We start from the raw sequence: 15,841 nt of genomic DNA, 5'->3' as shown, positions 1-15,841 counted from the left end.
TGCAGCCGGAACGAACAAGCTTGTTCAGCTCAGCCTTTTCTTCTTCAGTAAGCACAATAGGGGTGGCAATTCGCATGCGATAAGTCCGATTCTCTCAGGGTATTTGAGCTGAGGATACATTAAGAATTATCAAGAGTGAAACACTACACTAGATTAGAGGGTCTGGCTTGGGATGCCAGATGGGTTCGCCGGACGCTTACGTTTAAACCACACCCGTTGGGAGTGTAAGTATCACATAGTATTCATTCCGAAATATCGTAAGAAAAGGGTATTTGGCGAGATACGAAAAGAGTTGGGTTCAGTATTTCACCAACTGGCACGGCAGAGAGAAAGTCTGATCGAAGAAGGGCATCTGATGCCAGATCATGTGCATATGATGATTTCTATACCGCCGAAGTATGCGGTAGCTCAAGTTATCAGGTTTATCAAAGGAAAGAGTGCGATCCACATAGCTCGGCATTATAGTGGGCGAGGCCGAAACTATGTGGGACAACACTTCTGGGCAAGAGGTTATTTCGCCTCGACAGTAGGAAGAGATGAAGAGGTAATCCGTTCTTATATACGGCATCAAGAGCAAGAAGATCGTAGAATCGATCAATTGAAACTGATTTAAGCGACCCCTTTGGGGGAGCAAGGAGCGATAGCTCCGTAACCGCCGCTTTGAGCGGCTCACAAAACTAAAGCCCCCGGCTTTGCCGGGGGATATTTACTCCCCTTTATGGCTATGTCCGATACTCTTTATCTTGATCATGAATTGGCTTGGATCTCATTAGCCAATGATTGATCCCATTCAAAATCTATGTGGAATTTTCCATCAGGAGTCAGCGTGAACTTGGCCCGATTCCACTTATTGTTATTGCCTTCAGTAGTTATCCTGTGCAACTCCTCAAAGTTGTCAAATGCTTCATCAGCCACTTCAAAGTATTTTTTGTCGCTGCCAGTAGTATATTCGCCTTTAAAGTTTGCGGCGTCTTCTAATATTTCAGAAAATATATAGGCTTCTTCCCAGTCACCCTCTATCGCAGACGCTATACCCTGAGCAATGTTTAAATAAATTTCATCTACCGTTACCGACATACGCTATTTAACCCTTAGGTTTATTTTTGAAAATTGATTTAAATGGCTCACCATCAATCGTATATTTTGCAACAAATTTTGATGGCCGCTTACTCTCGCCATCATAAATAGGTTGTATCTCAACCTTGACTTCTTTTGGGGGCTTCGTTTTTAAAGCATCTGCCCACCGCTTCTCCATAGATTTCCAGGCACCACGATTTAAATTTGAATTCATCGGTGAATAATTAATTTGCTCGCCTGCGCCATCAAAAATCGAAGCGATTAAATGTCCACCATCATCATCTGATAAGCCATCTTTAATGCCATCCTCTTTCCCCGACTTTCCTTGCTGATATGTATTTCTATCTCGGGTATTTAAATTCAATTCACCACTGACACGATTGACACGACCATGGTCGTCTGTTTCGTAAAAGTAATCGCCAACTTTGTACTTATGATTAGGTTTCAACTCCCCATTAAGCGCTTTATTCCAACCGCCTTTTTCACCAGGAGCAAGTTCAGTAACATCATTCGGTGTCTTATCCAGAACAGCATCCTTACTCCCCATCGTACCATCATTTGCATTCCCTTCAACCTGCTTAGGCTCTGACAATTTCTGGGCTTCGGGACGCCGAATTTCGAATCTCTCAGGCTTGTTACTCAGTTTACTGACGATGCGTTTTGAAAGTTCAGACTTTTTCAACGCCTTACCAAGACTGACTAATAATCTGCCCAGTTTTTTGAAGAGCGATTGTCCTGCTCTGGCAACGATAACGGCTCCGCCATAACCTGTTGCAGCGGTCAATACAACCGTCAGAATCGTATCCATTACCGTAGGGGCCAGCGACTCGGCAAGTTCAATACTGTCCTGAGCTTTAACGTAATCTTCTGAGAACTTCGTCAGCGCGGCTCGTGTAGGACCATCCTCATATACAAAGTTGGCTATTTCATAGGCTTCTGCCAACTGTTCTTTTTTGATCTGTAAAGGATCAAAACCTAAGGCTTTTAGAAAGTCCTCGTGTTGCTGGTCGCTATAGCTTTTAAGGAATGTCTCCTGCCATGTGGATTCTGGTCCGGCCTGGCTGGCAGCATAGGATGCTTGCAACGCTCTGCTTAAGGTTCCTATTGGCGTTGCCAGTTTGACCGATGCTTCTATAGCCTCAGATGTATCTTTTGCCCAGTTCCACACGCCCCACATCGCTGCGCCGGAATGCACCAGAACATTGTCAACAACACCCATCTGATCCTGCAATGACTGATGCATTGCCGCTTCGGCTTTTTCTTGCTCAATGATGGCGGCTAAGGTTTCCTGAATCGAGGTACGAAGTGCTGATGTGTCATCCTCATCAGGTTTGAGCTGTGCTTTATAACTGGCGGAGGGTGCTCCCTCTACGACCAGATGACCATTGGCTGGCAGTGTATGTCGCTGCACTTCACCAGTATCAAAAGTTAGTAGCAGCGGAATCTCTCCTACTGACTCGCCATTATCCCAGACACACTGAAGATCGACGCAGTACTGCTTCTCTTTGGCTTGCTTGTCTTCGCCCAGCAGATATTTGTTGTTTACCGCGATGCTGTCGGCAAAACTCATTGGAGCGTCTGTGACTGTATCGGGGCGACTCACACGGCCACTACTGAAACTACTGCGTTTCAACGCCCGTTCGATGGTGGTGCGAAACAACAGTGATTCCCGTTCTAAGCCGGATGTTTGCAGCTCACCATTTCGCTGACTGACAACCGGTGCCGTAATCATACGGGCATCATCCAGCATGAGTATCAACTGGCCGGTAGAGATAGCGTTTTGCAGCGATGAGGGAAAGGGCAAGCGTTGTGTATAGCGGGTATGCCGGGGCATCGGGTCAAAGCGGATCAGCTTCGAGCGCTCGAAGTCATTGGACCACATTCGTTGGGCCGTATTCAGAGCCTTCTGTGGTCGAAGAACATAGGGGAGTTTTTCAGCAGTCAGATCGCTGCCACTACATAACCGCGCTCTGTCCATAGGATGTAACATACTCACTGTCCTTGTGAGGGTGATTTTTGAGGAGTGAAGAAGATAACCGATTTGACGTTAAAGAGTACTGTTATAAATATGGCGATCGGAGGCGCGGGAATGCCGTTCTGCTTCTATGCGTCGATATAAATCATTGTTCGCTAAGATTTACCCCTGCTGCTCATTAATACTCATGGCGATCGCTTCCGCTATTTTGATGCCATCGATCGCTGCTGACATAATGCCGCCAGCATAACCGGCACCTTCCCCGGCAGGGTAGAGGCCGCGGGTGTTGATGCTCTGCATATCATAGCCGCGCTTGATGGAAACGGGTGACGAGGTGCGGGTTTCGACACCGGTCAGCAGGGCATCATTCTTAGCGAAGCCTTTGATCTTCTTATTAAACTCCGGAATCGCTTCACGAATCGCTTCGATACAGAAATCCGGCAGGGCTTTTGACAGGTCGGTTAACTTAATCCCCGGCTTGAATGATGGCTGCACACTGCCGAGTTCCTCTGAGGCGGCGCCTTTCAGAAAATCACCGACTTTCTGTGCCGGTGCATCGTAGTTTTCACCCCCCATCAGGTAGGCGTTGCTTTCCAGCTGACGTTGAAATTCCACCCCGGCTAACGGGTGGCCGGGATAGTCTGAAGGGTCAATACCGACCACAATGGCACTGTTGGCGTTGCGTTCCTGACGGGAGTACTGGCTCATGCCGTTGGTGACCACCCGTCCCTCTTCGGAAGAGGCGGCCACCACGGTGCCACCCGGACACATACAGAAGCTGTACACCGAGCGGCCACTTTTACAGTGATGCACCAGTTTATAATCGGCGGCGCCGAGAATCGGATGTCCGGCATTTTTACCAAAACGGGCGTCATCGATCAGGGATTGTTCATGCTCAATACGAAACCCCACTGAAAACGGTTTCGCTTCCATATAGACGCCTTTGTCATAGAGCATCTGGAAGGTATCCCGGGCGCTGTGACCGATTGCCAGGGCGATATGTCTGGACTTAATCGTTTCGCCATCAGACAGCGTAATGCCGGTGACCTGGCCCGCTTCGATCAGCAGATCATCAACCCGGGCACTGAAACGGATCTCACCACCCAGTTCGATAATCTTAGCGCGGATCTTTTCCACCATCGACACCAGCCGGAAGGTACCGATATGGGGCTTGCTGACATACATGATCTCTTCCGGCGCACCGGCTTCGACAAACTCAGTCAGCACTTTGCGGCCGTAATGGTTCGGGTCTTTGATCTGCGTGGAAAGTTTGCCGTCGGAGAAGGTCCCGGCGCCGCCCTCGCCAAACTGCACATTGGACTCGGTGTTGAGCTTTTTTTGCCGCCAGAAGCCAAAAGTGTCTTTAGTGCGCTGGCGCACCTCTTTACCCCGTTCGATTATCAGCGGTTTATACCCCATCTGCGCCAACACCAGCCCCGCGAGAATACCGCAGGGACCAAAACCGATCACCAGCGGGCGTTCCTGCAGACCGGTCGGAGCCTGGGCGACAAACTTGTACTCCATATCCGGCGTCGGACGGATCGACTGATTGCCCACGTGTTTTTGCAGCAACGCCTCGTTATCGGTGGTGTCGACATCGAGGGTGTATATCAGGAAGATGGTGTTCTTTTTCCGGGCATCATAACCGCGCCGGCGTATCTCAACCGCTGTTAACTGCTCAGCGGTGATACCAAGTGTCGTTAAAATGGCATCGGTGAGCGCCTGCTCTTTATGATCAAGCGGCAGTTTAATATTGGAAACACGTATCATCTGAGAAATCCGGAATAGGCGAGCGGGAAAACCACTCTATCGTTACTTGGCCATAGTAAAGCGGGCATTTTACTGTATTTCGGTGCGTGTTGCTGAAATGATTAGTCCGGTGTGCTGAGTTATTCCAGCCCCTCGATTACACCGCTTTTAAGTAAGCGCATCTTATTGGCGGCCGGTTGTTTTGGCAGCCCCGGCATACGCAGGATATCACCGGTGAGAATTACCAGAAACCCGGCACCGGAGTTGATCTGAATCGCCCGCACGGTGACTTCAAAATCCCGGGGGCGGCCATGCAGTAGCGGGTCATCCGACAGCGAGCTGGGCGCTTTGGCGATACACACCGGCAGATGCGTTAGTCGCAGTTGCTCCACCAGTTGCAGATCTTTTGCCGCCTCTTTGGTAAAGGCGACATCATCGGCGCCATACATCTGTTTGCACACCGCCCGTACCTTCTCCAGTACGGTGAGTTCCAGATCGTAGAGGGGTTTAAACGGCCGGTTCTGTGCCACGGAACCGATCACCGCTCTGGCCAGTTCAAGCGCTCCTTTGCCGCCATCGGCATGGTGAGTGGTTTCAGCGAAGGCCACCCCCAGTTCGTTGCAGCGCTGACGAATAATCGCGATCTCGGCATCGCTGTCGGTGGCAAAACGGTTGAGCGCCACCACCGGTTGCTTGTTAAACAGCATGACGCTCTCAATATGTTTATCCAGATTGCCGAGGCCTAATTTTACGGCGCTGAGATCTTCGCTTTCCAGCGCGTTTTTCTGTTTACCACCATGCATCTTCAGCGCACGCACGGTGGTTACCAGTACCACGGCATCGGGGTCCAGTCCGGCGATCCGGCATTTTATATCGAAGAACTTTTCCGCCCCCAGATCGAAACCAAAGCCCGCCTCGGTGATCGCCCAGTCGGCATACTGCATCGCCATCCGGGTGGCGATAACACTGTTGCAGCCGTGGGCGATATTGGCAAAGGGTCCGCCGTGAACAAACGCCGGGGTGCCTTCAAAACTTTGCACCAGGTTGGGTTGCAGGGCATCCCGCAGCAATGCCATCATCGCCCCGGTGATCTCAAGCTGTCTGGCATACACCGGTTCGCCCTCATAGGTAAAGCCGATCAGGGTGCGATCCAGACGCTGTTGCAGGTCTTCGGCATCTTCGGCCAGGCAGAGCATCGCCATCACCTCGGAAGCGGCAGTAATATCAAAGCCACCTTCGCGGGGAATGCCCTGCAGTTTGCCCCCGAGACCGAGAACGATTTTACGCAGGCTACGGTCATTCATATCCATCACCCGCCGCCAGACAATCTGTCGGGGATCGATACTCAGTTTGTTGCCATGATAGATATGATTATCGATGGCGGCTGAAACCAGATTGTTAGCACTGGTGATGGCATGAAAATCACCGGTAAAGTGCAGATTGATCCGGTCGGCTGGCATGATCTGGCTATAACCGCCACCGGTGGCACCGCCTTTCATCCCCAGACAGGGCCCCAATGATGGCTCCCGCAAGGCCAGGCATACCGATTCGTTTAGCTGTGAGAAAGCTTGACCAAGGCCTATGGTCGTGGTGGTTTTACCCTCTCCTGAGGGTGTTGGGGTGGTGGCAGACACCAGAATCAGCTTGCCGGGCTGGCGACCGTTGTGGCTGAGTGCCCGCAGGTCGACCTTGGCGATGTCGCGGCCATAATGGTTCAGATAATGATCTTCTATCCCCAGTTTCTCAGCGATTTCACTGATGGGGCGGGGGGCGAATTGCAGCGCGATCTCGACATCGGTGGCCATAACAGACTCCTTGATTATCATTCACCTGATTAAACATGGGAATAAAACCGGCTGGCGTCAAATTATTCGGTCACTTAAATGAGTCATCGAATACAGCTAACGATGTTGGCTTAACTAAACACTGTTGCTGATTCCGGCTGAAAGTTCCGCCTGCTGCTCAATGCGTTGTGCAATTAACAGAGCAACGCTGCCACCCAGCATCACGATCAGTGTCAGTATCAGACCGTTATTAAAATTGCCATAATACTCGGCCATCAAGCCGACAATCGCCGGGGCGATGACCTGGGCGATACCGTAACTGAAAGTGAGCCGACTCATCGGTCTGGATGGGTTATCCGGAAACAGACGTCCAACCATCGACAGCATCATAGCGACGATGCCGATAAAACTGGCGCCATAGATCAGGGCGCTGATAATCACCGCAATCAGTTCATGACTGAGTAACAGAATGAGAATACTCAGGGCATTGAGCAGATAAGCGGCAAACAGGGCCTGCCACTGGCCAGTCATATTGATCACTTTATCCCATAATGCGCTGGCCGGGGCGCAACTTAACCCGGCAACCAGCCAGATCATCCACCCCTGTCCTGCCAGGGCATCAATACTTTCTGCAATGGTGATCAGAAACGTGGCTGAGATCACATAACCGGCACCGGCACAGAAATAGGCCAGTTGCAGAACCGGCATAAAACCGGAGGGCATCGGAATCTGCCGGGTATGGTGTTTAGGCAGTGATTGCTCAGCACTGAAATCGGGTAACCACAACCAGACAGGCAGAATTAATAACAGGGTAGCGGAGCCATAGATCAGCCACTGCTGCTCCCAGGTGAAAATATCTTTAATCAGAACGGCCAGTAGTGCAGTGATCACAATGCCGATACCCAGCCCGGAAAAGAAGATACCCAGTTCTGCTTTGTGGTTACGTTTCATTAGCCAGTGCATCAGCAAACCGCCCCCCAGCAGCATTCCCGCAGAGCTGCTCAGGCCAGACAGATAGCGCAGCAGATACCAGACCGGTTCGGACGTTGTCAGGGCCATCGCCATGCTGGTCAACACTGCGGTGAGCAGGCCGACTTTATAGAGCCGGGCTTTCAGTGCCAGGCTGTGGATAAATGAGATCAGCAGCGCCCCGCTAAGATAACCGGCATAGTTGGCCGCCGCGAGATAGCCCGCCACCGATTCGCTCAGACCGACCCCCCGGACCATCTCCGGAATCATCGGAGTATAGGCGAAACGGGCGATACCGATGGTGGCCACGACCCCCAAAACACAGGTAAGTAGCATGCGGAACTTACTGATCTCTGACATGATTAATTTCCGGCAGTACAGATAGGGGTAGGCTACCGGATATGGCCTCTGTTATCTTTCTATAAAATGACAATAGATGTATAAAACAGGACAGCTGGAGGATAATGTTGGATGTTTCACACGAACTGAGTCTTTTAACCATGCAATCCCTGCCCCGGGAGCTGTACGTGCGTCAGGAGACGATGCCTGCCGGGCACTTTTTTCCGCCACACAGACATGAGTGGCACCAACTGCTCTATGCGGTATCCGGGGTGCTGGTGGTGGACCTGATTGGCGAACGCTATTTTATTCCGCCGGAGCAGGCGATCTGGCTCCCCAGTGGCTGCCAGCACCGTGTTTACACCGAGTATGGCGCTGAGCTGAGAAGCCTCTATCTTGATGCGGGTTATCAGGGGCTGACGTCAGAAAAGGCTGTTGTGTTGCAGGTGACACCGCTGTTCCGTGAACTGATACTCACCGCTGCAGGGTTTGCGGTGGAATACCCGTTACAGGGTTATGAAGATGACCTGGTACAGCTGTTGTTGCAGACCCTCAGTCGTCTTGAGAGGAATGACCGGTATCTGCCCTGGCCGGTCAGTGAAGACCTGATCGCCCTGTGTAGCCGGCTCTACCAACAATCAGACCGCCGTGAAACATCGCAGCAGCTGGCCGCCGCGCTGGCGGTTTCGCAACGCACACTGGATCGCCGTTTTCGCCGGGAAACCGGTATGTCTCTGAAACAGTGGCGGCTGCAGCTACGCCTGATGCAGGCGATAGAGTTACTGAATACGGGGCAAAGCATCACGGTAATTGCGCTGGAACTTGGTTACAGTTCACCTTCCCCTTTTATCTTTTCGTTTCGGGAGCAGTTTGGTGTCAGCCCGGCGCAATATCGAAAGCAGAGATAGCACCTGCTGATGTAACAGCCGGAGTAAAAAATCGCTGAACAAATATATCGGTAATAAGCCCTGTGTTACTGTTCAGGCATTGGGTTTAAGCATTCTCCACAGAGGAATTGAGCGTTGAAAAAGTTTGAGTTACATCTGGATGCGGTGATCGTTATTGCCCTGCTGTTTGTGTTATCTCTGGGGGTTAACCTTGTCCTCTATCGTCTCTATTCCGCAGAGGCGAAGGCGAACGTTAAGTTTCAGATTCAGAGCCAGGTCGATCAGCTTAATCTGGCGTCAATGGAGGCCTATATCAAAAAGCTGCAAACATCAGGTGATAAGTAAGTTTTGAAGATTACTTTATGGATATTCGATTCGATGATTTCCGGCTGCAGTTGCTCAGAACACTAAACGACGCTGATGGATTATCGTCAGAGGCCCGCAGCATGGTAAAAGCGATGAGTCAGTGCTTTGAACAGCAAGGCGATCTATCCCCGCGAACGGTACAGGCCAACCCTTTGAGCGACGTCCTGTTGCAGGTGAAAAGAAGCTATCAATCTCTGCCTGGGGGATTGCACCCCTTAGTCGAGTCTTTCTTTAATATCACAGACTGTCTGGCATGGCACCGAAGGCCAGCCCCCGCTATGGCGGATTTTAGCTCCGGCCATGCCAACGCAGAGATGATCGGCCCCCGGGGGCTGGAGGTGCGCGACGATCTTATTGTCGGCGTCACCCTGATGCGGCCCGGTTTGATCTATCCGGATCACCACCATCCACCTGAAGAGCTCTATATTGTTCTGAGCGAAGGTCTGTGGCGGCAACATGATAACCGCTGGTGGTCGCCCGGCCCAGGCGGCTATGTCTATAATCCGGCCGATATTGTCCACTCTATGCGGTCTGTGGAGACGCCATTATTTGCCCTGTGGTGCCTGAAACCATAAAGGGCCCGCTGCACTGGTAATGTTTCCTTTTTATCAACCCCGATACCTTGCACGTTTCTTGCAAATCCTTCCCTATCCGGGTGTTTCTTTTCAGTCATCAACAGAACGGTTGGTTCATCAGGCTTATCCTGAATGCTCCTGAGCCTTTATCTGACGGTGTCCGGGAGTGTAATGATGAGCAGGCAGGCGATGGAAAATATAGCGATACTGGAGGGTAAGCAACGTTACTTTTCTGACAATTTGTCGGACGAGTTGGGGCTGGTACTCTATCAGGCGGCGAATCAGAGTGACCCTCTGGCAAAGGAGCGCATCCTGCTGGGTGCGATGCAGCGCTGGCCTGACGCGTTGGATACCTATATCGCGCTGTACAAGCTTTACTTCCGAACCGCCCGTTATCGAGACGCTGAACGGCAGGTCTGGAGGACACTGACGGAAGCGGCCCGTCAGGGAGGGTTCAGACGCAACTACCGGTTGTTAACGGCGGACAGCGCGCCCTGGCTGGAAGACAAGTCCGTTGCCCGGCTCTATCTTTTCAGTCTGAAAGCGCTCGGGGTCATCCGGCTAAGACAGGAAAAAGTTGTCCGGGCTCATCAGGTGCTGAGTAAACTGCTGGAGCTGGACCCCGCCGATGAGATTGGCGGCAGTAACTTTCTGCTGATTGCGGAACGATTTATTGAGGAGGAGCTGGATGGTTAGTCCTGTCCATCCGCCGATCACCGGTTCTCATAACCGCTGGAGAGACTATGGCAACAAGAACCAGTGAGTCCCATCCCCTGCAGATAGCCGAGGTCCGTGCGACTGACTCATTTGGCCGGATCGGTATCACCTTCTGCCCGGGTAAGCATGACCCCTTTGCGATTACCGGCGCCTGGGCCCGGGATCTGCATGCCGATCTGGATGTGATCGTCGACTGGGGCGCAACACTGGTGATCACGCTGGTGGAAACCTTTGAACTCAGGCAGCTGAAGGTGCCACAACTCGGCACTGAAACTCAGCGTCGGGGGATCGACTGGCTGCATCTGCCGATTGAGGATTATTCGGTTCCCAATGAAACTTTTGAGCAGCAGTGGCTCTCGCAGGGGCGGGATATCCGTAACCGGTTGCGCCACGGAGAAGATATTCTGGTGCATTGCAAAGGCGGACTTGGCCGGGCCGGGATGATCGCTGCCAGATTGCTGGCAGAGCTGGGTATGGAGCCCAAAGTAGCGATAAAAACGGTACGCAGGGCGCGCAAAGGTGCCATTGAAACCCCCTCGCAGCTGACGCTGGTGCGACAAACCCTGGCCATTGATGATGAAGAGTCGAGCCGCGTCTGTGAAACCGTTAATTGATACCCGCTGCCTGAAACGGATAGCCGGTCAGATCGGCAGCAATCCGGCGGGTATCTTTCGGGATGACAGCGGCCAGCGCTATTACATTAAAGATCTGGAATCGCCGATGCATGCCCGCAATGAGTTGATCGCTGCGCGGTTGTATCAACTGGCGGGTGCCCCAACCCTCACCTACCTGAACACCGCCGATCCCTGCCAGATTGCCACTGAATGGCTCTGCCTCGACAAAAAAGTTATTGCTCACTTCAGCGAGAGCGAGCGCAAGCAGGCGCAGCAATGGTTCGGTGTACACGCCTGGACCGCCAACTGGGATGCCGCCGGTTTTGATGGTGATAATCAGGGGGTGATCGATGGCAAAGTCCTCACTCTGGACGTTGGCGGCGCACTGGCCTTTCGTGCCCACGGCGATCCCAAAGGCAAAGCGTTCGGGACGGCCGTGGAGGAGCTGGATGCACTGCGAACTGATGCAGATAATCCCCACGCTCTGAAACTGTTCGGCGATATGACTGACGACGAGATTAAACAGGCGATCAGTGTGGTCACTCAGATCCCCGACGAACAGATCCGCCGGGTTATCCTCGGCAACGGCGGCAGTCAGAAACTGACTGAAAAAATGATGGCACGCAAAGCCGATATGATGGGGAGGTTGAGTTAACCGTGCTGGGTGCTCTTAATGCTGATATGGCTCTGATAACCCCTTGATCCGCAATCTTTATTACCATGCCTAGTCTTTTATCAGCCTAGCTTTGCTACACTGGTCCAGACGCCTTTACCGACTGAGTAGCGCAGATAATGATGCCCGCCGAGATAGTATTGAATACGCACGCCATTGCCGTTTTATTGCTCACAGCTCTGGCTCTGTTTCTGTTCACGCGGGACTGGTTACCGCTGGAATCCTCCAGTTTATTTGTCCTGGCCGCGCTGGCGACCGGTTTTCAGCTCTTTCCTTATACCTCTGATGGCAAAACCATTCATGCGGTCGATTTCTTTTCCGGGTTTGGCCATGAAGCACTGATTGCGGTGACTGCACTGATGATCATTGGCCACGCACTGGCCCGGACAGGCGCACTTGAGCCTGTTGGCAGGGCGCTTGCCCGTTTATGGCAGGTGTCGCCGAAGCTGTCCTTTTTACTGACCCTGATCGTTGGTGCGGCACTGAGTGCGTTTGTTAATAACGTCCCTATTGTTATCTTATTGCTGCCCATTCTTATCAGCGTCTCGTTGCAGACCAAAACATCCGCTTCAGGTATTCTGATGCCGATGGGGTTCGCCACCCTGATCGGCGGGATGGGAACCACCATCGGCACATCGACTAATCTGCTGGTGGTCTCGGTGGCCGTCAGTATGGGGATGGCGCCCTTCTCCATGTTTGAGTTTATCGGGCCGGTGGCGCTCAGCAGCCTGTTGGCAATTATCTATTTATGGCTGGTGGCACCCAGGATTTTACCCGAGAGGGCATCCGAGCTTGGGGATGCGTCGCCACGAATTTTTTCTGCCGCACTGCATATCAATGAAGATGGCTTTTCGGATGGTAAAACGGTCGAAGAGGTTATGGCACAGACTGATCAACGGGTCAGCATTAAATATGTGAAAAGGGCTGGCAGCGATGCCCTGACCGTTGCTTCCCGGCAGCTGACCTTGAAGCCGGGGGACCAGTTGTTAGTCAGTGACACTCCTGAAAATCTGAAAGCCTATGAAAAACTGCTGGATGCCGACCTGTATAACAGTGAGACAAAAATAGATGAAGATCACCCTTTGCAGGCGGAAGGGCAGCAGTTAGCGGAAATCATCATTGCTCAGGGTTCTCCACTACTCAACACGTCGGTTTCAAAAACGCGCTTTGCTGACAGATATCAACTGGTTGTTCTGGCTCTGCATCGTGCCGGCCCACAGAGCCGCCAGACCGTCGCGGATATTGACAATACACCGTTACAACTGGGTGATGTATTGCTGGTACAAGGCGCCAGCGAAACCATCGCAGAGCTTAAACAGCAGGGTAAGATATTAGTACTTGATGCCACATCCCATATCCCCCACACTGAAAAAGCCCCGCTGGCGCTGATGATTATGATCGCTGTGGTGGCTATTTCGGCACTGGGGCTTCTGCCTATCGCTATCAGTGCCCTCTGCGGCGTATTGCTATTGGCACTGACAAACTGCCTCAGCTGGAAAGATATGGCTGAAGCCGTTAATGCCCAGATCATCCTGATTGTTGCCGCATCATTAGCGCTGGGTTTCGCAATGCTTGAAACCGGGGCCGCCGATGCGATGGCCGCAGGTTTTGTTTATCTGACGGCGGATCTGTCGGTGACCATGCAGTTAAGTGGCCTGATGTTAATGATGGCGATAATGACCAATATCGTCTCAAACAATGCTGCCGCTGTGATCGGCACACCGATAGCGATAGGCATAGCCAATCAGCTTGGCATGCCGGTCGAGCCTTTTGTGCTGGCCGTGTTGTTGGGTGCCAATATGAGTTATGCCACGCCAATGGCTTATAAGACTAATCTGCTGGTGATGACCGTCGGCGGATACAGCTTTAATGACTTTCTGAAAGTCGGTATCCCGCTAACAATCATCATGTGGTTATCGCTGAGCTTCCTGATCCCGGTGTTTTATCCGGTTGGGTGACGCTGTCCGGATATTGAGGCCGACCACGAAAAAGTCGATCTCATTGGTTTCGATCTCCAGCCGGGTAATCCCCTGTTGTGCTCTTTATGGTTGCCCATAATGAGTGAGTCTGGCGCAATCGATGCCTGCTTTTTGGATAAGCTTCCGATATAGTTGCCGCTTTATCCATGGCGTCAGCAGAGAGTCATAATTGTCTGGGGTGAGCGTACCAATAACGGTGTCTAAGAGCTCATTCAGAATCGATAGAAGAGATACAGAGCCTGATGATACATAGCACCAAAAGCAGCGATGAACTCCGGTCTGTCCGGAATAGTCGATATATTCTGTTATGTAAACTACTGCTGGTGATAGGCACCTCATTCCTGCTGGTATTTGGTTCGTTGACGGTTGTTGATCATATGTATCTGCTGGGGGCTATCCTGCTGGGGTGTATGAGCCTGGGCTATGTTGCCCTGTATCAGCTGCATCGGCATGACAATATCCGCTTTGGAATTATCGCTATCAACAGTATCTGCGTGGTGTTGTCGCTGACTTTGCTGATTACCGGTGGACGGGAAAATACCGGGATCTTCTGGGTCTATCCGCTACTGGCGATCAACATCTTCATCAACCGCTTCAGAACGGCGGTGTTGCTGTACGGCTGTTTTCTGATTATCTGCGGTGTGCTTCTGCTAACCCCCTTTTCGGGACTTTTACTGGCAAGTTATTCGTCGACCGAATCGATACGTATTGAGTTTACCCTGGCCGCGCTCTATCTGATCTGTCTGGCAACGTTGCATTCAGATGAGCGTGCACAAGCGATGCTGATAAAGATGCATGATGCGGATATGCATAAAATGGCCTTTTTTGACACTCTGACGGGCTTGCCAAACCGTTGGAATATAAAGGACCGGCTGGAATCGTTACTACACAACACCAAAGGGCCCGATCGGCATGTCGGCCTGCTTTATATCGACCTGGATAATTTTAAAAAGGTTAATGATCACTATGGTCATGATACCGGTGATCAATTATTAAGCACCTTTAGCGCCCGGCTCAGACAACTGGCAGAGGAACTCATTCCATCTTTTCAGCTTGAACTGGGACGGATGGCGGGAGATGAGTTCGTGGTCGTGGTAAACGGCCCGCAGCTCATCGACAGAACCCGGGAGGTGGCTGAGCGTATTCTGCAGCTATTTGAAGAGGGACTGCCCGTGCAGGGGATCAGTCATTCGGTATATGCCAGTATCGGTATCGCCCTGTATCCGGAGCATGCAGAAACCGCGTCAGAGCTGATCCATCGTGCAGACCTGGCGATGTATCAGGCCAAAGGCAACGGCCGAAACCGCTTTGAATATTATTCTGATGCACTGGCCGGGGAGTTGCGCGATCAGGACCGGATTGAGAGTGCTTTGAGGGTGGCACTGAAACACAACTTCTTCTCTCTGGTTTTCATGCCGATGTATGATTGCCAGACACTTGAAATTGTCGGGTTTGAAGTGTTGTTGCGGGCAGAAAACCTGCAGCACGATGGTATTGGTCCGGATCGCTTTATCCCGATTGCGGAGAAGACCCGTCTGATCAAAGAGATCGATCTATGGGTGATCAGTAATGCCATGGTGCGCCTGGTAGAGCTGCAGACGGCAACCGGTTTCAGTGGCAAACTCTGCATCAATATCTCTGGCGTAGAGCTGCATAATGAACTGTTTCCGGCGCAGGTGAAAGCGCTCCTCAATACCTATGGAGTGGTGCCCTCTTCCATTGAATTTGAAATTACTGAAACCGCCTTTGTTGTGGACGACAATAAGAGCAGGACAATACTCAGTGAGCTTAGAGCGCTGGGTATCTCCCTGGCACTGGATGATTTTGGTACCGGCTTTACCGCTTTCAGGCAGTTAATAAACTACCCTGCGGACTGTCTTAAAATTGACCGGTCATTTGTGAATGATCTGTTTTCAGCCAATGTCGCGCGGCATAAAATGGTCAGGATTATTGAAGAGCTGGCCGAGCTATATGAGTTGCGGGTGGTTGCTGAAGGGGTGGAAACACAAGAGCAACTGGATTATCTGCAACAGATAGGTTGTGACTGGGTACAGGGGTATTTCCTTTCCCGTCCGCTGTCATGGCCGGAGATGCTCAGTCTGATGAGTAACCCTGACTCCGTTGTAGAATAGCCCCT

General features: G+C 51.7%; 14 protein-coding genes. 9 read left to right on the top strand and 5 right to left on the bottom strand.

What is annotated here, in order from left to right:
- The first annotated feature begins 172 nt into the window (after nucleotides 1-172).
- Nucleotides 173-613 carry an IS200/IS605 family transposase gene (tnpA, locus tag JW499_RS16425; RefSeq protein WP_205211602.1) on the top strand — a complete coding sequence of 147 codons (441 nt, stop codon included), beginning with the start codon at nucleotides 173-175 and terminating at the stop codon, nucleotides 611-613.
- Nucleotides 614-747: 134 nt separating this feature from the next.
- On the opposite strand, the gene JW499_RS16420 is transcribed toward tnpA, so the two are convergent.
- From JW499_RS16420 to JW499_RS16400, 5 genes are all read right to left on the bottom strand, one after another.
- Nucleotides 748-1,077, bottom strand: coding sequence for an immunity protein YezG family protein (locus JW499_RS16420; protein ID WP_205211601.1), 330 nt, complete (start codon nucleotides 1,075-1,077; stop codon nucleotides 748-750).
- A 7-nt stretch (nucleotides 1,078-1,084) separates the two neighbouring features.
- The gene (locus tag JW499_RS16415; RefSeq protein WP_205211600.1) at nucleotides 1,085-3,067 is read right to left on the bottom strand and encodes a DNA/RNA non-specific endonuclease; all 1,983 of its coding nucleotides are present in this window, start codon (nucleotides 3,065-3,067) and stop codon (nucleotides 1,085-1,087) included.
- 147 nt (nucleotides 3,068-3,214) lie between these two features.
- Complete coding sequence (locus JW499_RS16410; RefSeq protein WP_205211599.1) at nucleotides 3,215-4,822, bottom strand: NAD(P)/FAD-dependent oxidoreductase; 1,608 nt, start codon at nucleotides 4,820-4,822, stop codon at nucleotides 3,215-3,217.
- Nucleotides 4,823-4,941: 119 nt separating this feature from the next.
- Nucleotides 4,942-6,606, bottom strand: a complete 1,665-nt coding sequence (locus JW499_RS16405; RefSeq protein WP_205211598.1) for a formate--tetrahydrofolate ligase — start codon at nucleotides 6,604-6,606, stop codon at nucleotides 4,942-4,944.
- 114 nt (nucleotides 6,607-6,720) lie between these two features.
- Nucleotides 6,721-7,914, bottom strand: a complete 1,194-nt coding sequence (locus tag JW499_RS16400; protein ID WP_205211597.1) for a YbfB/YjiJ family MFS transporter — start codon at nucleotides 7,912-7,914, stop codon at nucleotides 6,721-6,723.
- 104 nt (nucleotides 7,915-8,018) lie between these two features.
- Here JW499_RS16400 and JW499_RS16395 point away from each other — a divergent pair, with 104 nt between their 5' ends.
- The 8 genes from JW499_RS16395 (at nucleotide 8,019) to JW499_RS16360 (ending at nucleotide 15,836) form a co-directional block, all read left to right on the top strand.
- Nucleotides 8,019-8,801: an AraC family transcriptional regulator gene (locus JW499_RS16395; protein ID WP_232846471.1), complete on the top strand. Its 783-nt coding sequence runs from the start codon at nucleotides 8,019-8,021 to the stop codon at nucleotides 8,799-8,801.
- 114 nt (nucleotides 8,802-8,915) lie between these two features.
- Nucleotides 8,916-9,125, top strand: coding sequence for a hypothetical protein (locus JW499_RS16390; RefSeq protein WP_205211596.1), 210 nt, complete (start codon nucleotides 8,916-8,918; stop codon nucleotides 9,123-9,125).
- Nucleotides 9,126-9,142: 17 nt separating this feature from the next.
- The gene (locus JW499_RS16385) at nucleotides 9,143-9,721 is read left to right on the top strand and encodes a dimethylsulfonioproprionate lyase family protein (RefSeq protein WP_205211595.1); all 579 of its coding nucleotides are present in this window, start codon (nucleotides 9,143-9,145) and stop codon (nucleotides 9,719-9,721) included.
- A gap of 171 nt (nucleotides 9,722-9,892) precedes the next feature.
- Nucleotides 9,893-10,417 carry a hypothetical protein gene (locus tag JW499_RS16380; RefSeq protein ID WP_205211594.1) on the top strand — a complete coding sequence of 175 codons (525 nt, stop codon included), beginning with the start codon at nucleotides 9,893-9,895 and terminating at the stop codon, nucleotides 10,415-10,417.
- A 47-nt stretch (nucleotides 10,418-10,464) separates the two neighbouring features.
- Nucleotides 10,465-11,052: a cyclin-dependent kinase inhibitor 3 family protein gene (locus JW499_RS16375; protein WP_205211593.1), complete on the top strand. Its 588-nt coding sequence runs from the start codon at nucleotides 10,465-10,467 to the stop codon at nucleotides 11,050-11,052.
- Nucleotides 11,036-11,707, top strand: coding sequence for a hypothetical protein (locus tag JW499_RS16370; protein ID WP_205211592.1), 672 nt, complete (start codon nucleotides 11,036-11,038; stop codon nucleotides 11,705-11,707). The genes JW499_RS16375 and JW499_RS16370 overlap by 17 nt, the downstream gene beginning before the upstream one ends.
- 137 nt (nucleotides 11,708-11,844) lie before the next feature.
- The gene (locus JW499_RS16365; protein WP_205211591.1) at nucleotides 11,845-13,683 is read left to right on the top strand and encodes an SLC13 family permease; all 1,839 of its coding nucleotides are present in this window, start codon (nucleotides 11,845-11,847) and stop codon (nucleotides 13,681-13,683) included.
- A gap of 263 nt (nucleotides 13,684-13,946) precedes the next feature.
- A complete protein-coding gene (locus JW499_RS16360; RefSeq protein WP_205211590.1) occupies nucleotides 13,947-15,836 on the top strand; it encodes a putative bifunctional diguanylate cyclase/phosphodiesterase in 1,890 nt (629 codons plus the stop codon).
- Nucleotides 15,837-15,841 lie beyond the last annotated feature (5 nt).

Origin of the sequence: Amphritea pacifica, assembly GCF_016924145.1 — a bacterium.
Classification (GTDB): domain Bacteria; phylum Pseudomonadota; class Gammaproteobacteria; order Pseudomonadales; family Balneatricaceae; genus Amphritea; species Amphritea pacifica.
This window is presented reverse-complemented; position numbering and strand designations above follow the sequence as displayed.